We start from the raw sequence: 18,719 nt of genomic DNA, 5'->3' as shown, positions 1-18,719 counted from the left end.
GGTGCTGAGAAAGCGACTGACCTCACCGCAGGCGATCGACATCGCCTATGCGGTCGTCTTCGTTCTGATCTTCTCCGCCTCCGCCACCGGCATGGTCGGCGCGCCCGGCTTGGTGGTACTGATCGGTTTCGGTGTCGCTCTGGCCCTTCGCCGCCGCTCACCGGCGGTGTCGTTGGGTCTGGCGTGGCTACTGGCCGTTGTTCAGATGGCCGGTTCCATCGTCAACCTGTCCAGCAATGTCGCCGTCTTCGGCATCCTGTACGCCACGGCCGCCTACGGTGACCGGGTTCTACGACGCCTCGGATTGGCCTCCGCCATCCTCGGTGGCGCGATCGCAGCCGCCTATCTCACGTGGTGGAGTGTTGATCCGTTCATCTCCACAGGAGGCGAGCCCGGGGGCAGCATCGAGCAGTTCGCGATCACCCTGTTCGGACTGTGGGCCGCACTCGGCCTGTCCTGGGCACTCGGCCGACTGTCCTTCGCCAGACGGACTGCGATCGAATCGAGGCACGCGCGTGAACTCGCCGAGCTCGAGCAGGCCCGCGCGCAGAACGACATCGTCGTCGAGCAGGAACGCAACCGAATCGCACGCGATATGCACGACATCGTCGCGCACTCGTTGGCTGTGGTGATCGCGCAGGCCGACGGGGCGCGGTACGTGCGCACCGTCGATCCCGAAGCAGTCGACAACGCCCTCACCACGATCTCGGCCACCGCACGCGATGCACTCGGTGACGTCCGAGTGCTACTCGGCCAACTACGCCACAGCGAGGACGACCTCGCGACGCCTGCTCTCGCCGACCTCGGTGCGTTGATCGACAGAATGCGCGCCGCCGGGCTGCAGATCGACGCCACCCTGTGCGACGATCCGGTACAGGTCGGTGCGGCTGCGCAATTGGCACTCTTCCGCATCGCCCAGGAGTCGTTGACCAACGCGCTACGACACGGCGACTCCACCCGTCCGGTGACGGTCACGCTGCAAAGCGAACAGGACGGCCTCGAACTGATCGTGAAGAACACACCCGGAACAACCACCGAATCCCACTCACACGGCGACCATCCGCATCTCGGGCACGGGGTCGTCGGCATGCGCGAGCGTGCAACGCTGTCCGGTGGAGTCTGCACCTGCGGCATGGACGGCGACTCGTGGGTGGTCCGCGTGTGGATCCCTGCATCCACCACGAAGGGGAATTTGCAGTGAACGACCAACCGATCACGGTGGCACTCGTCGATGATCAGCAGCTCTTTCGCGCAGGCATACGGATGCTCATCTCATCTCAGCGCGACCTCGAGTTCGTCGGCGAAGCAGGCGACGGCGCAGACGGGATCGCGTTGGCGGCAACCGCCCGGCCGGACGTGATGCTCATGGATATCCGCATGCCCAACGTCGATGGAATCACCGCCACGGCTCAGATACTCGACAATGCCCGCCACCGCAACATCGAGCCGCCTCGCATCCTGGTACTGACCACGTTCGACCTCGACGAGAGTGCTGCACGAGCCATCAAGGCCGGCGCCAGCGGTTTCGTCCTCAAGGACGCAGATCCAGAATTTCTGCTCGCGGCGATCCGGACGGTACACGCGGGAAACTCGGTCATCGCGGCCTCGGCGACGACAGCTCTACTGCAGCATTTCACCGACATACCGCCCGCACCGCTGAGGCCGAAGGCGTTCGCTTCCCTCACCGCTCGCGAGGAAGAGGTCTTTCGATTGGTGGCGCGTGGTCTGAGCAATGCGGAGATCGCAGCGCACGAATACCTCAGCGAGGCAACGGTCAAGACGCACATCAGTCGCATCTTCACCAAACTCGGTCTACGCGATCGAGTTCAGCTCGTGGTGTACGCGTTCGAGCACGGACTCACCTGACACCGACGACTTCCGCGCCGGAAAAGTCATCCTCGAGATGTACGAGTGCACTACTGCAGCCTGATTCTTTCGCCGCCTCAGGCCCATAGCGTCGATGACATGACGAACACACTTTCACCGGTCGCCCGCGTGCACCGCGTACGCAAGAGCTACGGCAGAGCAGACGGCACCGACCGATTCGACGACACGAACAACACCGTCCATGCACTCGACGACGTATCTCTCGACGTCCACCGGGGGGAATTCACCGCGATCATGGGACCTTCGGGATCCGGCAAGTCCACGCTCATGCACGTGATGGCAGGACTCGACTCCGTGACCTCCGGGCAGGTGATATTGGCCGACACCGACATCACCGAACTCGACGACGACGCGCTCACCGCACTGCGACGCCGTCAGATCGGGTTTGTCTTCCAGTCGTTCAATCTCGTTCCGACACTCGACATTCGGGCCAACATCATGCTTCCCTTCGAGCTCGGTGGCCGCGAGCCCACCCCAACCGAGGCCGCCTGGGTGGAGCAGCTGATCACCACACTCGGCCTCGGCGAACGTACTGCCCATCTGCCGCATCAATTGTCGGGCGGGCAGCAGCAGCGCGTAGCCATTGCACGCGCGCTCGGATCGCGTCCACACCTGATCTTCGCCGACGAACCCACCGGCAACCTCGACTCCCGCACCGGCCGGGAGGTACTGGGCCTACTCGCAGCCGCAGTCCGCGAATACGGGCAGTCGATCGTCATGGTCACCCACGATCCTGTCGCCGCCAGCTACGCCGACCGCATCGTCTTCCTCGCCGACGGACGCATCGTCGACGAGCGTGGACGCTCCACCGCCCAGGAGATCTCGGGCTACATGTTGGCGATGGAGAGTGCGGCATGAGGATGGCAGCGAAGACACGATCGACAGGTCAGGGCGATCACGGGGCCAGCATCCTGGTGACGGCCCTGGCGTCCTTCTTCGGCGTCGTGCTGATTCAGGCGACAGCGTTCCTTCTCGACATCTTCGGTGACGACGGAGAGGGAGCGGTCGCCGTGGCGCTGTACTGCGTGGCGATGGTGTTCATTCTGTTGTCGCTGTACGTCGCGTCCGTGGTCACGGCCAACACCTTCGCGACCATCGTCGCCGGGCGGACGAAGACCATTGCGCTACTGCGACTGCTGGGAGCCTCCGGTCGCGAACTCCGCCGCTCGGTCTCGCGTGAAGGGCTCTCGGTGGGATTGTTCGGAGCCGCCGTCGGAGCGATCCTCGGCATCGCGACGAGCCACCTCGCCCGCTCTGTGGCCGTCGCCGCCGGCACACTCCCCGACCTCACGTACACCGTCGTCCAACCGCTGGTGGCCCTGCCGGTCGTCATCGTCGTGGGCACCACCTGGATGGCCTCGCACGTCGGGGCGAAACGGGTCCTGGAAGTGACACCCATTCAAGCCACGGGCGCCGTTGTCGACGCTCCCGTCGGCTCCGGTGAACGACGACGCGCCCGGGCCACGTTCTCGATCGTTTTCATCGCCGGTGGCACAGTGCTTCTGGGCCTCGGGGTCCTCATCGGCTCCCTCACGCCCGCAGGCGTTCTCGTGGCATTCTTCGGCGGCGCCGCCTCGTTCACCGGCATCATGGTCGGAGCGCACCACATCGTGCCGTGGGTGCTTCGACTCGTCGGACGCGCTTTCGGAAACACTCCGGCTGCACGGTTGGCCGCGGCGAACGCCACCCGATACCCCGAGCGCAGCACCCGAACCGCATTGGGACTGCTGATCGGAGTCACACTCGTGGTCACGTTCGCAGTCGCGACGTACAGCTACCGTGCCATGCTGCAGAGCGAGTTCGACGACGAATCGCTCGACCAGGTGATGGCAGTGACCGTGGGAATCATGTCCGGTCTCATCGGATTCGCGGGCGTCATCGCTGCGGTCGGCATGGTCAACAACCTGCTCCTGAGTATCATGCAACGGACCCGCGAACTGGGCCTATTGCGCGCACTCGGATTCACGCGCAAACAGATTCGCGGAATGATTCTCGCGGAAAGTGCCCAGATGGTGATCGCGTCCATGGGTTTCGGTCTGCTGCTCGGCATCGTCTACGGCTGGGCCGCAGCACAGTCACTACTCGGTTCGATCGCGCAATCGGGCGTGCAACTGCCGACGCTCCCTTGGGCCGTCATAGCGGGAACGATCCTGTGCGCAGGCCTACTCGCACTCGGCGCATCGCTGGTGCCGTCGCGACGAGCCAACGCCATCTCCCCGATCGCCGCGCTTTCCGAGGCCTAGGCCACCGGTCGCGCACCCCGCTTGGTCCCGGGCTACTTCTCCCGGCACGCCAGGATGAGTGCGAATCTCTCCTGCGGATCGGTCCAGAACTCGTCGATGCGGAAGCCCGCGTCGACGAGTTCTCGGTCGATGCCCTCCCGGCGGAACTTCGCCGAAATCTCGGTGCGCAGTTCCTCGCCCTCGTCGAAGGAGACATCGAGTTCGAGGTCCGCAATGTGCACATGCTGGGCGGTTCTAGCCCGAAGACGCATCTCGATCCACTCCTCCTCAGCGTTCCACAGCGCGACGTGCTCGAACTGCTGAGGATCGAAATCTGCTCCCAACCTCGTGTTGAGCACCGAGAGAACGTTGCTGTTGAACTGCGCCGTCACTCCCGCTGCGTCGTCGTACGCGGGGACAAGCACGCTCTCCTCGATGACCAATCCGACCCCCAGCAGCAGGAACTCCCCGCCCACCAGAGCCCGAGCGATGTCCGCGAGGAACGTCGCGCGCTCGTCCGGAATCAGATTGCCGAGAGTGCCGCCGAGGAACGCGATGGTACGACGACCGTCCGCGGGCAAATTCTGCAGCGTGTCGGTGAAATCGCTGACAATTCCCTGCACCCCGAGCGACGGGAATTCACGCGAGAGCTGATCGATCGCGCCTTCGAGCGCCGACGGCGACACATCCTGCGGCACGTACCGTTCCAACGATCCGTGTTTCAGCCCTGCGGTGAGCAGCAGCCTCGTCTTGTCCGAGGATCCGGAGCCGAGCTCGACGAGGATCGGCGCATCCGTTTTCTCCGCGATATCGAAGGCGTGCGCCTCGATGAGGGCGCGTTCGGTTCGAGTTGGGTAGTACTCGGGCAGTTCGGTGATGTTCTCGAACAGAGCGCTGCCGGTGGCGTCGTAGAACCACTTCGGTGACAGCCACTTCGGAGTTGCCTTGAGCCCCTGGCGAACGTCGGCACGCAGGTCCTCCAGCAATCTCTCCGGCGAAATGTGGACATCCAACGCAATATCGCTCACTGCTCTCCTTCAGTCGAGGTCTGAGATGTCGAAGTGGCCGGGCCGGGCGAGAACGAACTTGCGATCGTCCACGCCGACCCAGCCTCTGCGATCGTCGAGGGGCTCCGAGGCAACAGTCACCGAGTCGTCGGCGCGCAGCACGGACAACGAATGATGCAGGGTGGTCGCGTAAAGGGCATTGCCGTCGCTGAGCAGCAAGTTCAGACGCGGCCTCTCGCAGACCGACAGAACCTGCGCCGTCAGCATGCGCAGCGCCTTCTCCGGGTCGTGCCGGCGAAGTAGGGTTCGCAGCAGCAGCCACAGCGCTGCCGAATCCGTCGGTGCGGCAAGGGTGAGCATCTCCGACGTCGGCACCTCGGACATGATCTCGGCCATCGCATGCGGCCAGCCGAAGACGACGCCGTTGTGGCTGAAGGCCCAGGTTTCGTCGGTGAACGGGGCGCAGGCGCTGCGCTCGACTGGCATGCCGACGGTGGCGGACCGGACAGCAGCGAGCACGGCCGTCGATTCGATGCCGGTGAGTACGTCGTCGACCGCCGGGTCCGACCAGATCGGCATCGCGTTGCGGTAGGCGGTGACGCCAGCGGGCGTCCACCACGCTGCACCGAAGCCGTCGGCGTTGATGGTGCCGCCGCCGCGCATGTCCTTGGGCGCCCAGGACTGCGCCCGCAACGAGTTGACGCCCTCGGTCAGGACACCGCCGACACTGCGGACCGGGCCCAGATAGCCGAGATGCCTACACACCCGGCACGTCCCGTGCGCACCGAAAGCCCGAAAATATCTGCCGACGAATGGGGTGATCCCAGTTGCGAAAGGTGCCCCGGCACGCGACCTCGTCCGTTCCGAAGGATCCACCGCGAAGCACCTTGTAGTCACCGCGTAGAAAAACCTCGGAGTACTCCGCGTACGGAAACGGCTCGAAGCCCGGGTATGGCTCGAAGTCCGAGGACGTCCACTCCCAGACGTCACCGATCAGCTGCTGGACGCCGAGCGCGGACGCACCGATCGGGTATGCACCGACATCTGCGGGTTCGAGATGACGCTGGCCGAGATTGGCGTGCGCCTCGGTGGGTTCGGACTCTCCCCACGGATACTTGCGAACGGTTCGCGTCGACGGGTCGAATCGCGCTGCTTTCTCCCACTCCGCCTCGGTGGGCAGACGCTTGCCCGCCCAGCGCGCATAGGCCTCGGCCTCGTAGAAGCACACGTGCACTACGGGTTGATCCGGGCGAACGGGTGCCATGACACCGAATGCCCGACGCCACCAGGTGCCGTCGGCGTCGCGATCCCAGAACTGTGGGGCACGCAGTCCCTCGTCGTTCCGATGGCCCCATCCACGCTCGCTCCACAGCTCGGGCCGCTCGTATCCGCCGTCGGCGATGAATTCGACGTACTGGGCGTTGGTAACCGGAGCGATGTCGATCGCGAACGCGGAGACGTATCGGCTGTGCGCGGGCCGCTCGTTGTCCAGCGCCCACGGATCCAGGGAGGTGCCCATCGAGAACTCCCCGCCGCCGATGATCACTTCGCCCTGGGCGCGGATCTGGGCACGCGGCGCGGCCGGAGCGTGCAACACAGCCGGGCCGCGACGCAGTTGGTGTGTTGCCAACATGGTCTCGTCGTGCTGCTGCTCGTGCTGGGCAACCATGCCGAAAGCGAACCCGTCACGCTCGAGCCTGCGGCCGTCCAACGGACTCGCACTGAGCACGTCCCACACCTTCTCACGGACGGTCGCGACGTAACTGCGGGCCTCCTCCGGCGAGAGCAGCGGCAACGAGGGCCGGCTGGAACGGGAATGTTTGAACGCGTCGTACAGCTCGTCGATGTCCTGGCGTACCGCCTCGCGACCGCCGACATCACGCACCAACCACAGCTCTTCCTGGTTGCCGATGTGCGCGAGATCCCAGATCAGCGGGCTCATCAACGGCGAATGCTGTGCGAGGAGGTCGTTTTCGTCGACACACTCGGTCAGCGCGGCACTGCGGGCTCGGCTGCGGGTGAGGACGTTCTCGACTGTGCTCCTCAGTTCTTCGGTACTCGCCTGCTGTGAACTCGACTGTTGCGTGCTCGTCACACCGACTCCTTGTACGTCGACGGGCTTCGACTGTCCGTTGCATATCCATGGGCAGTATCGGCCGTCGGTGGGTCGCCGCGGCGGCATCGATCGGCCGCGGCGTGCAGCATGTCGCTGTGCTCCGCGCTGTTCTCGGCAGCCAGACGTAACAATGCCTCGGCGTCCTCGCGCAACGACGCGTCGGACAAGCCCTCGCGTGCAGCGTCGACCCATCGATTCTCGGTCTCGCGCGCGAGAGCCGTCGCCCGGTCGGTGACGGCGGAATCCTCCAACAACGCTTCGAATGCAGCCGACGGCACCACCCACCCGCCCTCCGGTTGCGCATCCAGGTAGCGGATCTCGAGGTGACCGCACGCTCGGACGTGCGGGAACAGCGTGGTCAGGTGGTAGTCGAGATCGGCGACGGTGGCGGGCCGTCCGATGAGCGATGCGTCGTCGAGCCAGTCGGCAAAGCTCGCGTGGGCAGGTGCCGCCCAGTTTTCGTCGTCACTGCGGATGCACAGCAGCGGAACATCGAGCACCCAGCGTGCGTAGTCCGAAATCGGATCACCGGTATGGGGTACCTGTGTTCTGCCGGCGTCCAACTCGAGCCAGGTGCGCATGCGTTGTGATGCCCACTTCCCCGCGGGGGCGCCGCGTAGCTCGGGCGAGCACGCGAACGCGGCGACGAACGCCGGGCCGATTGCGTCGAGCATTCTCCATCGGCGGCCGACTTCCGCTCGGTCCGCACCGGCGTCGACGCTGACCTGCACGGCTGCGGTGTTGCACATCATCAGCTTCCCGAACGGCCCGATGGTGGTGAAGTGGTTCTCCATCGCGCAATAGCGCGGCAGAGCCAGGATTCGGTGGGCGTTGCGGCGACTGTCCGCAGGTACGGACGCCATACCCAGCTGCGCGGAGCTCATCAGAGCCCTGACGACGCGGACGTCCGCATCCAACGCGCGCTGCAATTCGGTCACCGATGCGTGGGGTGAGCTGGAGAGTTCTAGTTGACCGCCGGGTTCGATTGTGACGGCGCTTCCGCCCGGCAACGTCAGGGCGGGTGAATCGGGTGCAATGGTGCGCGGGGTGTACTCCCCCAACGCAGCGGAGATCTGATGGAGCGAGGGCCGGTGGCCGTCGATGGTGCAGGTCAACCATTCGAGTTCGGCACCGATCAACTGCGGCGGGCCGAGCTTGAAACACACCCTGGACACGTAGGCCTCCGCGGCCGGCCGCGAGCTCAGTTCCAGGGACTTCTCGTTCGACGACATGTTCGCCTCCTGATCGTGCCCGAACCGCTCGGGTTGTGACAGCCTGTTTTCGACAGTAGCCAAGAGTTCAGCACAGCGCACCGACATCTTTCTCCGCTCCAGGAAGGCGCCGACATGTTCGATCTCGACCGAATACGCCACGACACACCAGCGGCCGAAACCTCGGTGTTCCTCGACAGCGCCGGGTCGTCGCTGCCACCGACACCCGTCGTCGACGCCGCCGTCGCACATCTTCGCCGGGAGGCCGTCGTCGGCGGCTATCGCGCTGCCAACGAGCGAATGTCCGATCTGGCGGCCGTCAAAACCTCCGTCGCGACCTTGATCGGTGCACAGGCCTCGGATATCGCTCTGAGCGACAGCGCAACCCGCTCGTGGAGTGACTTCTTCTACTCGATCCCACTGGCCGAGGGTGATCGCATCCTGCTGTGCGAGGTCGAGTACGCGTCCAATGCACTTGCTGCGCTGCAACGTGCCGCAGCGGTCGGCGCTGTCGTCGAGTTCGTGCCGAGCGACCCCACCGGTCAGATCGACCTGCAGGCGCTCGAGAACATGCTCGACGACCGGGTGCGAATTGTCTCGCTCGTGCACGCACCGACCAACGGGGGGCTGGTCAACCCGGCGCGTGAGGTCGCCGAGCTCGCCCACCGTCACGACGCACTGGTGCTGCTCGACGCCTGCCAGTCCATCGGTCAGATCCGCGTCGACGTTGCCGAACTCGGCGTCGACGCGCTCAGCGCGACCGGTCGGAAATGGCTGCGCGGACCCCGCGGTACCGGATTTCTCTACCTGCGTCCCGAGTTGGCCACCTCGCTCGAACCGCCGACGCTGGACCTGCACAGCGCGCAGTGGACCGGCGAGCGTGAGTACCGCCTCGCGCCCGACGCGACACGATTCGAATTCTGGGAATGCGACGTCGCGGCACGTCTGGCTCTGGGGACCGCCGTCGACTATCTGCTCGACATCGGGATCGACAACGTCCAGGACGCGGTGGCCGAACGCGCGGAGTACCTGCGGGCGGCCCTACGCGGCGTGAACGGAGTCACTGTGCACGACCTCGGCGAACGAAAGAGCGGGATCGTCTCGTTCACAGTCGACGGCACAACTCCCACCGATGTGCGCGACGCGCTCGCCGAGAAGAACGTGACCGTGACAGTCAGCCACCGTCGGTCCACGCTCGTCGACATGACCCAACGTGGACTCGGTGCCGTCGTACGCGCGTCGCCGCACTACTTCGTCACGTTCGCGCAACTGGACGAGATGATCCATGCGCTCCCCGCCCTGTGAGTGGAAATACAGGACGGGCTATGGATTTCCACTCACCTAGGGAGGCGAGCTTCGAGAACCCCGAGAGCGTCAAGATGCCTACAGAGCGCTCGGATACGTCTCCGGAACCTGCCCCTCGACCCACAGGCTCGTCCGATTCAGCGGCTCGAGGGCAGTGGTCTTGTCGATATGGATGATCGCATCGAACTGTTCGGCTACGCGGGCGTGAAAGTAGTGGCTCTGTCTTTCGGTTTCGGGACGGTAGATCACTCCGATAGCTCGCTCGAGACGGGTCGGTTTCACTACGTCGACGACTCGTCCGTCGACCGTTGTAGGAATCATGAACGCACCTCTTTCGCCGACGGCTTCGTGCAGCAGCGACTCGATGCTGGTGCTCAGGGATGGACGCACCACTTTGCATTCCGCCGGACCGCCCCATGTGCTCGACGCCGTGACCGTCCCGTCGTGCGTCGTCAGACCGATGAGCCTGCAACGGTTTCCGCACAGTTCTCGCACCAGTTGGCCGACCGTCAGTTCGCCGTGGGCACCCATCTCGGTGGCACGTGCGTCTCCGACGTGTGAGTTGTGCGCCCATACGACAACCTTTGCGGGAGCGTTCTTTCGGCGACCGAGATGCGTTATCAACGCATCGAGCGTATCGACCATGTGCCGGTCACGCAGATTCCACGACGACACCCGCCCACCGAACATCGTTCGATAGTAAGCCTCGGCATCACGCACGCTCGAGGCGTTGCGCTCGGCATGGAACTGTTCGTCCTCGGCAATCTGCCCGTCGCGGTGAGCATACGCAGCCGCGCTGGCCCGAAGATCGACGAGTTGATCGACAGCCTGGGTCTCGCACGACTCGCCCGCACCGAATGCCGCTGCATAGCCGTATGATTGGCCGTCCTCACCCGAGACGAGATCGAAGCATCCATAGCGCTCTCGGGCTCGGTCGGCCGCTGCTCGATCCACCGTATCCAGATACTCGACCACCTGGTTCATCGAGCGGTGCAAGCTGTACAGGTCGAGTCCGTAGAATCCGGTTCGCGCCCGCGGATCGTCGATTCTGTCGTTCCGATCGCGCAGCCACTGCGTGAATTCCACCATCACGGTGTTGCGCCACATCCAACCCGGAAACCGCTCGAATCCGCGCAGAGACATCTCCGCCGAGGTATCCGTCCCGCCGCCGCGCACATATCTGTCGACGCGGTAGGCATCGGGCCAGTCGGCTTCGGCAGCGACTGCCTCGAAACCGGCTTCCTCGATCAGCCTCTTGGTTATTTCTGCTCTGGCAGAATAGAATTCATGAGTTCCGTGGGAGCTCTCGCCGATCAGAACAACATTCGCGTCGCCGACCAGATCGAGTATTGCTTCGGTCGAGGGCACCCCGCTGGGTGCATCGAGCGCGACGGCTCGTATCGCGTCAACCGCAGATCCACTGCCCCCTGCCGCGTTCCCGGTTCCCTTCGTGGCAGTGGTGGGTGTCGACAGCAGATCTCGTACCTCGTCGTCCGAGACCTGGGAAAAATCCCAGAACGACTTTCCGACAGCGAGAAACGGCGACGGCATCGTGGCACACACCATCTCGTCCACCATCGCGGACAACTCGCGGTAAGTCGACTCCGGTGCTGCCGGCACCGCAACCACGATTTTCGCGGGATCCGCCGACCGCAGCGTATCGACGACGGCGAACATACTCGCACCCGTGGCGAGACCGTCGTCGACGACGATGACCGTGCGTCCGCTCACATCCGCAGGGGGTCTTCCCCGGCGATACACGGCCTCGCGCCGAATGAGCTCACGCCCTTCGCGGTCGACCACCTCACGTAGTTGCTCTGCCGATATCCGCAGATCGCGCACCATGTCGTCGTTCACCACCAGGCGTCCCCCGCTCGCGAGCGCGCCCACCGCGAACTCCTCGCGACCAGGAGCACCTATCTTGCGAACCACGAAGGCATCCAGCGGCGCCCCGAGCGCCGATGCGACCTCCCATGCCACCGGAATCCCACCTCGGGCGAGTCCCAGCACGATCACATCGGGATCGCCACGATAGGTCTCGAGCAGCCCTGCCAGCACACGACCGGCCTCTCGCCGGTCCCGAAACGCCGGGGCCGCTCCCGACGCGTCACTGCCCGCAGTACGTCGTCCCATGATGGAAACTGTGCTCCGATGCCTACTCGGTGCGTAGAGTCTTTCGGCCCTGCGTTCGTAGGATCGGGGAAGCTCATTTCCCTCACCCAGAATCATCCGGTAAGATCTTGCAGGTTGTCTCGGCGAGGGTGGGTCCTGCACAGGATTCACCGTGATCGACGCGGCTCGGCCCCTGGCCCTGCTCGTACGTGTCCGCCCCGACGAGCCTTGTCCACCGAAGATCCAGGAGCTGTCTTTTCATGTCGAACGAAGTCAACAATCTCAAGGCGATCGTCCGCACCGAGTTCGGCAAGGGCGCAGCCCGCCGTGCCCGTCGCGATGGCCAGGTCCCGGCCGTCCTGTACGGACACGGAACCGATCCCCGCCACCTCGCACTCGACGCTCGCGCCTTCGCGTCCGTGCTGCGCAACCACGGCACCAACGCCGTCCTCTACCTCGACATCGACGGCAGCGAGCAGGTCGCGCTGACCAAGTCGGTCGTCGTTCACCCCATCACTCGCAGCATCGAGCACGCCGACCTGCTCGTGCTGAAGAAGGGCGAGCGCGTCACCGTCGAGGTCAACGTCATCGTCGAGGGCGAAGCCGCACCCGGCACCCTCGTCTACACCGACGCAACCTACGTCGAGATCGAGGCCGACGCCTTGTCCATCCCGGAGCAGCTCGAGGTTTCGGTCGAGGGCGCGGAAATCGGCACCCAGATCACCGCAGGCGACCTGACGCTCCCCGCCGGTGTCATCCTTATCTCCGACGCGGAGAGCCTGCTGGTCAACGTCGTCGAGACACCGTCCGAGGACGATCTCGAGGCCGAGGGCGAAGGCACCGAGCCTGTCGCCGACACCGGAGAGGCCGAGACGAAGGAAGAGGCCGGCTCGGACTCCGAGAGCTGATCTCACCCCTGCCTTTCGCCGACGCGCCGCTCCCGCTTTTTCGGGGGCGGCGCGTCGGTGTCTGCTACCGGCGATGGGAACATGAACACCGTGAACACAGACGCGGCCCTGATAGTCGGCCTCGGTAACCCCGGCCCGCAGTACGAGAGCACCCGTCACAACGTCGGTTTCATGATCGCCGACGCCCTGGCCGCGCGAATCGGCGCGAGCTTCTCCTCACACAAGAAGTCGAACTCCGACGTGGTGCAGGCCAGGTTGCACGAGCGCCCGGTGGTGATCGCCAAACCGCGGACATTCATGAACCTGTCAGGTCAGCCGGTCGCGGCGCTCGCCCGGTTCTTCTCGGTCGAACCGTCCAACATCGTGGTGGTGCACGACGAACTGGACCTCGATTTCGGCACGCTGCGCCTCAAACTCGGCGGTGGCGAAGGTGGACACAACGGGTTGCGGTCCATCTCGCAGCACCTCGGCACCAAGGACTACCTGCGGGTACGCGTCGGCGTCGGACGGCCACCCGGCCGAATGGATCCCGCGTCGTATGTCCTCAAACCGTTTTCCGCCGCCGAGCGCAAGGACCTCGGCGTCATCGTCGAAGAGGGTGCCGACGCGGCGGAACTGGTCTTGCGCGCCGGCTTGGAAGCCGCGCAGAACCAGGTCCACCCACGCTGAACCTCGGCACCGAAGTGGAGCTGACACCCCTTTTGCCGACCTGCGCACCGTTCTCGGACGCGAGCGGGGGTGCGAGCTTCGTACAAAGGGTGCGAGCTCTCCAAACAGAGGGCCTACCCCAGCAGCGCAGCCGAAGTGGCGCGGCGCAGCTTTCCCGAGGACGTCTTCGGGATCGAGCCCGGTCCGAGCACAGCAACCGTGCGCGGACGGACACCCACCTCGGAGTGCACCGCATGCACCACATCACGCTCGATCCGCTTGACCTCCTCCGGGTCCTGAAAGTCGTTGGTCTCGACCGCAACCGCGAAACTCTCACGCTTGTCGCCGGCGTCGAGACGGATGGCGACGGCGTTGCCGGGGCGCACGCCCGCGACCGAGGCCGCAGCCCGTTCGATGTCCGTCGGATAGATGTTGCGCCCGCCCATGATGATGACGTCCTTGATACGTCCACAGACCACGACCAGGCCTTCTTCGGTGAAGTACCCGATGTCCCCGGTGTCGAGCCAACCGTCGGCGTCCTGCGTCTCGACCGGTCCGTCGACGGTGATGTAACCCGGAGTGACGGCTTTGCCGCGCACTTCGATGATACCGACCCCGCGCGGGGTGAGGACCTGCCCTTCCTTGTCGACGACGCGGCCCTCGAGATTGGGCACCATCTTGCCGAGCGTCGCGAGCCGGCGGACGTTGCCCTTGGTGGCGGGGACTGCACGGGCCATCGCCTCGAGGAGGTCCGCGTCGACGATGTCGATGACCTGCCCCTGTCCAGGGTCCGGAATGGACACCGCCAGAGTCGTTTCGGCCATGCCGTACACGGGTGCGAGCGCGAGCGGATCCAGCTTGTACGGCGCCCCCGCCTCGGCCAGTGTCGCCATCGTCTCGGGGTCCACCGGCTCGGCGCCGTTCCAGGCGTAGCGCAGTGTGCTCAGGTCGAGATCGAGATCGTCGTCGGCCTGCGAGAGCCGGCGAGCGAGCAGCGAATACGCGAAATTGGGTGCGGCCGTGACAGTCCCGCGATACTTGTCGATCAGTTTGGCCCACAGCAGCGGTGACCGCAGGAAGTCGAGCGGGGTGATGCTGACGACCTCCGCGCCGACCTGCATGGGCACCGTCAGGAACCCGACCATGCCCATGTCGTGAAAGAGGGGCAACCAGCTGACCATGACGTCGGAGTCGACGTCGAACTTGATGCGGTCGATCATCGCGTAGGCATTGACGTAGAAGTTCTCGTGCGTGATGCGCACGGCCTTGGGCGATCCCGTGGAGCCGGACGTCAGCTGTTGCAGCGCGATGTCGCTCTCGGCGGTCTCGATCGGGTCGATCTCGGTGCCGGACCGCATGTCCTCGATCTTCAGCACGGTGATACCGCGCTCTTCGAGAATCGGTGCGGCGACGTCGAACGGCGCACCGAGGATGACGGCCTTCGCCTCGATCATCCGCACGACGGTCTCGGTGTCGGCTCCCCACACGGCGAGATCGGTGCGCGGTGTCGGCTGATGCAGCATGGTGACGGACCCACCCCGCATCCACGTGGCCTGACAGGCCGGGGCGATATCGACGGGCTGGCCGGCGAGGATCCCGATGGCGTCGCCGCGTCCGATCCCGGCGTCGGCGAGCGTTCCGGCCATGGCCCTGGCGACGCGATGAATCTCCCCCCAGGACTGGCGCAGCGGTTGGTCGGGCTCCCCGGTGACGAGGCCGCGTTCACTGCTTTCGGCCGTGGCGAACATTTCCTCGGTGAACTTGCTCAAAGCCGTCTCCTCGTCGAGCGGACATCGTCGGCACTGCACCTGAAGACACCGTGGTGCACAACACTGCCTTCAAGCTATTCAATCCTGCACCGGATGGGAACCGTTACCCGTCGGACGCGCCGAGTACCCTGGCACGAGCAGCAATGCCCCTGATCCATACGTTCACAGCTCCATACGTTCACAGAAGAGGTTCGCTTGAGTACGCCCGATTCGGTAGACGCTCCGTCCGACACGAGCTCTGCCCTTGCCGAGTCGGCCGTCCCTGTCGATGCAGCGCCCGGTCAGCCGAAGAACGCGCATCGAGAGCTCGCTGGCGAGGTCGCGCGGCGCCGCACGTTCGCCGTCATCTCCCATCCCGACGCCGGTAAGTCCACGCTGACCGAAGCACTGGCGCTGCACGCTCGCGTCATCTCCGAAGCCGGTGCCATCCACGGCAAAGCGGGCCGCCGCTCGACGGTGTCGGACTGGATGGAAATGGAGAAGGCTCGCGGCATCTCGGTGAGCTCTACCGCGCTGCAGTTCAACTACCAGGTCGACCCGGCCGTAGACGAGATAAACGTCATCAACCTCGTCGACACTCCCGGTCACGCCGACTTCTCGGAGGACACCTACCGGGTACTGACCGCCGTCGACGCTGCGGTCATGCTCATCGACGCTGCCAAGGGCCTCGAACCGCAGACGTTGAAGCTGTTCCAGGTGTGCCGCCAGTTCGGTATCCCGGTGATCACCGTCATCAACAAGTGGGACCGTCCCGGCCAGTACCCGCTGGAGTTGCTGGACGAGATCGAGAAGCGGATCGGTCTGACGCCGACGCCGCTGTACTGGCCCGTCGGCATCGCGGGCGATTTCCGCGGTTTGCTCGATGTCCGTCAGGGCAATTACATCCGCTTCACCCGAACTGCGGGCGGTGCAACCATCGCCCCCGAGGAACTGATGGACGCCGAGGCCGCCGCGGCGCGGGAAGGGATCGACTGGGACACCGCCCTCGAGGAAAGCGAACTGCTGGTCTCGAGCGGACAGGGACACGATCAGGAAATGTTCCTCGCCGGCCAAACCTCACCCGTCATCTTCGGGTCCGCGATGCTGAACTTCGGTGTCCGCCAGATCCTCGACACCCTCGTCGCGCTGGCGCCTGCGCCCGGTGGCCGCGAGGACATCAACGGCGGCGTCCGCGAGGTCACCGACCCGTTCAGCGCGGTGGTGTTCAAGGTGCAGGCAGGTATGGACACCGCCCACCGCGACCGGTTGGCGTTCATGCGCGTCGTATCGGGCGTCTTCGAGCGTGGCATGGTGGTCACCCACGCCCAAACAGGCAAGCCCTTCACCACCAAGTACGCATTGACGGTGTTCGGCCGCGAGCGCACCACCGTCGAAAACGCCTACCCGGGCGATGTCGTCGGTCTCGTCAACGCGACCGCACTCGCCCCCGGTCACACGCTCTTCAGCGACAAGAAGGTCGAGTTCCCGCCGATTCCGTCGTTCGCGCCCGAGCATTTCGCTGCCTTGCGAGTCGACAGCGCGGACAAGTACAAGAAGTTCCGACGGGCCGTCGAGCAGCTGGATTCCGAGGGCGTGGTGCAGGTGCTGCGCAACGACGTGCGCGGCGACGCCTCGCCGGTGCTGGCCGCGGTGGGACCGATGCAGTTCGAGGTCGTCACCGCTCGGATGAAGTCCGAGTTCGGCGTCGACTCCCGGTTGGAGCCGCTCGGGTATTCGGTGGCCCGCCGCACGGACGCCGCGTCCGCTACCGAGCTGGGGCGCCAGCGAGGAGTCGAAGTGTTCACCCGCACCGACGGGGCGCTTCTCGCCCTTGTCAGCGACAAATGGCGGCTTCAGTACATCGAGAAGGAAATGCCCGAGTTGACGCTCGAACCTCTCGTCGCCGCCGGCGAATAGAAGCGCCCGCGAGCAGGTAGGTACCTGCTCGTATTCCGAACCGATCCGGACCCCGCGTCCGGCGGTTTCTCATGCCGTAAACACGAAATGGCACCACAAAATACCCACATAAACAGGCATGGTGTTACTCTTCGATGGTCCGAACGGACTTCGAGTACGTTTCTCGATGTCGAAAAGGTTTCAGCGCATCCGACGTGGGGTTTGGTTATGACAAAGGGTTCCAGCTATCCGCTGGCAGGGATCAAGATCGGGCAGGTGCCAGCTCACCGGCTGAGTACACCCACCCCGAAATTGGCCTCCGACGAGGAAACGCCCGAGTCGAACTCGGCCACGCCGCCCACATCCGACCAGGAAGCCGACGCGGCCACCGAGCCGTCGGACACGGATTCCGACACGCGAAAGCAGGATGCACCGATGTCCGGAACGAAGTCCGAACCCGAAAGCACGACGCCGAAGCAGCCCACCCAGGATTCGAACGAGGTTGAAGTGACTACTAGCGATCAGATCTCCGAACACGGCCTACCGACAAATGGCCGCTCTACCCACGCATCCAGCGGCTCATCGGCCTCGACGAGCGCCGGCCGCAGCGGTGTACCGGACCGTCGTACCGCCATGGGTGTCGCGTCCGTGCGCATCGCAGGTCGCCTGACGCAGAACGAGCTCGGCAGCCGCACCGGTGACATCCGTACCCCCGATACCTCCGTGGGCCCCGATGAGCTTCTTCAGCTCCTCGGCGAGTACCTCGTCTCGGGTGGACTGCAGAACCCCGAAATCCACGTTCGCTCCAACGGGCAGACCATCGTCCTGGATCTGCTCAACCCCGCCAAGGGTTACCGCTGATCTTCTGCCAACACCGGCTTCGCTACCCATGTGCGGGTGGCGAGGCCGGCTGCAGGCTTACTCCCGTTCGACCAGCTTCGTCGGTTTCGCACCCTCGGGGATATCGGACGGGCCACACGGGCGCTCTTCTGCTGTGAACCACCCGTGGTAGTGGAAGAGCGTGCCGAGGATCGGGCTGGTGACGTCGATTCGGATTCGGTGGCGCTGCTGTTCCTCGTCCCACCATTCGCGTGCCGTGGTCAGTGCGGACGCAATCTGAGGTATCCGCACGCCCAGCACTCGGGGCGCACCACTCTCCAGTAGCAATACCCCGTCGGGTTCGACGCTGCACCGCGTCTGCACAACCATGTCCGAGTGGTACCCGAGGTAATCCAGCGCCACGTCGCTCGCCGGAGCGGAGCGACCGGATGTTCGCGCAGGCGTGACCATCACCGAGTTCATACCCTGGGCCTTACCGACGAACGAAAACCGTCGAACGAAGGACAGAGTTTCGCGTCCGATGTCGTCGACGTAGGCGTAGTTGGCGACCGTGAACGGCACATCGGTGGCTTTGCCGGCCGGGAACAAGCCGCGTCTGCCACCGAGCCACAGAACGGGCGGCGGCACCAGCGCGGAGTGGGTCATCTCCTCCATCACGCCGACACCAAACTGGCATGCGCTGTCGGCGGAGGACAACCCGAAGCGCCACTGCACTTTCGGGTGCAGATCCTCGAACGCCGGGCCCAACGCAGCCCGCACCACCGAGGTCATTGCGCGCAACCCATCTCGGCATACATCCGGGGTGTACACGGCGTAATC

At 64.9% G+C, this 18,719-nt stretch carries 16 protein-coding genes; 9 read left to right on the top strand and 7 right to left on the bottom strand.

Annotated elements, in window-relative coordinates; all coding sequences use genetic code 11:
* Position 1 precedes the first annotated feature (1 nt).
* The 4 genes from J1M86_RS13220 to J1M86_RS13205 all read left to right on the top strand — a co-directional run bounded on the left by J1M86_RS13220 (position 2) and on the right by J1M86_RS13205 (position 4,130).
* Positions 2-1,201, top strand: coding sequence for a sensor histidine kinase (locus tag J1M86_RS13220; RefSeq protein WP_206510223.1), 1,200 nt, complete (start codon positions 2-4; stop codon positions 1,199-1,201).
* Positions 1,198-1,866 carry a response regulator transcription factor gene (locus tag J1M86_RS13215; protein ID WP_075837208.1) on the top strand — a complete coding sequence of 223 codons (669 nt, stop codon included), beginning with the start codon at positions 1,198-1,200 and terminating at the stop codon, positions 1,864-1,866. Before J1M86_RS13220 ends, J1M86_RS13215 begins: the two co-directional genes overlap by 4 nt.
* Positions 1,867-1,965: 99 nt before the next feature.
* The gene (locus J1M86_RS13210) at positions 1,966-2,745 is read left to right on the top strand and encodes an ABC transporter ATP-binding protein (RefSeq protein WP_206510222.1); all 780 of its coding nucleotides are present in this window, start codon (positions 1,966-1,968) and stop codon (positions 2,743-2,745) included.
* Positions 2,742-4,130, top strand: coding sequence for an ABC transporter permease (locus J1M86_RS13205; RefSeq protein WP_241260032.1), 1,389 nt, complete (start codon positions 2,742-2,744; stop codon positions 4,128-4,130). The genes J1M86_RS13210 and J1M86_RS13205 overlap by 4 nt, the downstream gene beginning before the upstream one ends.
* Before the next feature lie 32 nt (positions 4,131-4,162).
* On the opposite strand, the gene egtD is transcribed toward J1M86_RS13205, so the two are convergent.
* From egtD to egtA, 4 genes are read right to left on the bottom strand one after another with little or no spacing between them, the layout of a single operon-like run.
* The gene (gene egtD, locus J1M86_RS13200) at positions 4,163-5,137 is read right to left on the bottom strand and encodes an L-histidine N(alpha)-methyltransferase (RefSeq protein WP_206510221.1); all 975 of its coding nucleotides are present in this window, start codon (positions 5,135-5,137) and stop codon (positions 4,163-4,165) included.
* 9 nt (positions 5,138-5,146) lie between these two features.
* Positions 5,147-5,881 (bottom strand): ergothioneine biosynthesis protein EgtC, encoded by a 735-nt coding sequence (gene egtC / locus J1M86_RS13195; RefSeq protein ID WP_206510220.1) that lies wholly within the window; start codon positions 5,879-5,881, stop codon positions 5,147-5,149.
* Positions 5,874-7,211, bottom strand: coding sequence for an ergothioneine biosynthesis protein EgtB (egtB, locus tag J1M86_RS13190; protein WP_307786629.1), 1,338 nt, complete (start codon positions 7,209-7,211; stop codon positions 5,874-5,876). The genes egtC and egtB overlap by 8 nt, the downstream gene beginning before the upstream one ends.
* On the bottom strand, positions 7,208-8,464 hold the full coding sequence (gene egtA, locus J1M86_RS13185; RefSeq protein WP_206510218.1) for an ergothioneine biosynthesis glutamate--cysteine ligase EgtA: 1,257 nt from the start codon (positions 8,462-8,464) through the stop codon (positions 7,208-7,210). The genes egtB and egtA overlap by 4 nt, the downstream gene beginning before the upstream one ends.
* Positions 8,465-8,578: 114 nt before the next feature.
* Here egtA and J1M86_RS13180 point away from each other — a divergent pair, with 114 nt between their 5' ends.
* On the top strand, positions 8,579-9,748 hold the full coding sequence (locus tag J1M86_RS13180) for an aminotransferase class V-fold PLP-dependent enzyme (RefSeq protein WP_206510217.1): 1,170 nt from the start codon (positions 8,579-8,581) through the stop codon (positions 9,746-9,748).
* 78 nt (positions 9,749-9,826) lie between these two features.
* Here the strand turns inward: J1M86_RS13180 and J1M86_RS13175 are convergent, their stop codons facing one another.
* Positions 9,827-11,881 (bottom strand): erythromycin esterase family protein, encoded by a 2,055-nt coding sequence (locus tag J1M86_RS13175; protein ID WP_206510216.1) that lies wholly within the window; start codon positions 11,879-11,881, stop codon positions 9,827-9,829.
* A gap of 239 nt (positions 11,882-12,120) precedes the next feature.
* On the opposite strand from J1M86_RS13175, the gene J1M86_RS13170 reads away from it, so the two are divergent.
* Positions 12,121-12,768 (top strand): 50S ribosomal protein L25/general stress protein Ctc, encoded by a 648-nt coding sequence (locus tag J1M86_RS13170; protein WP_206510215.1) that lies wholly within the window; start codon positions 12,121-12,123, stop codon positions 12,766-12,768.
* Between the two features lie 90 nt (positions 12,769-12,858).
* Positions 12,859-13,437, top strand: a complete 579-nt coding sequence (gene pth, locus J1M86_RS13165) for an aminoacyl-tRNA hydrolase (RefSeq protein ID WP_139317916.1) — start codon at positions 12,859-12,861, stop codon at positions 13,435-13,437.
* Between the two features lie 113 nt (positions 13,438-13,550).
* Here the strand turns inward: pth and J1M86_RS13160 are convergent, their stop codons facing one another.
* Positions 13,551-15,185 carry a fatty acyl-AMP ligase gene (locus tag J1M86_RS13160; protein WP_075837217.1) on the bottom strand — a complete coding sequence of 545 codons (1,635 nt, stop codon included), beginning with the start codon at positions 15,183-15,185 and terminating at the stop codon, positions 13,551-13,553.
* Positions 15,186-15,380: 195 nt separating this feature from the next.
* Between J1M86_RS13160 and J1M86_RS13155 the strand changes: the two genes are divergently transcribed.
* Together J1M86_RS13155 and J1M86_RS13150 are read left to right on the top strand one after the other, a co-directional pair.
* Positions 15,381-17,081 (top strand): peptide chain release factor 3, encoded by a 1,701-nt coding sequence (locus J1M86_RS13155; RefSeq protein ID WP_206510214.1) that lies wholly within the window; start codon positions 15,381-15,383, stop codon positions 17,079-17,081.
* A gap of 207 nt (positions 17,082-17,288) precedes the next feature.
* Positions 17,289-17,921 (top strand): hypothetical protein, encoded by a 633-nt coding sequence (locus tag J1M86_RS13150; protein ID WP_075837219.1) that lies wholly within the window; start codon positions 17,289-17,291, stop codon positions 17,919-17,921.
* Between the two features lie 57 nt (positions 17,922-17,978).
* Here J1M86_RS13150 and J1M86_RS13145 read toward each other — a convergent pair whose 3' ends face one another.
* Positions 17,979-18,710 (bottom strand): DUF4166 domain-containing protein, encoded by a 732-nt coding sequence (locus J1M86_RS13145; protein WP_294634647.1) that lies wholly within the window; start codon positions 18,708-18,710, stop codon positions 17,979-17,981.
* Positions 18,711-18,719 lie beyond the last annotated feature (9 nt).

Origin of the sequence: Rhodococcus sp. KRD197, from assembly GCF_017168235.1 — a bacterium.
GTDB lineage: Bacteria > Actinomycetota > Actinomycetes > Mycobacteriales > Mycobacteriaceae > Rhodococcoides.
Note: the sequence above shows the minus strand (reverse complement) of the source record. Positions and strands in the feature narration are given on the sequence as shown.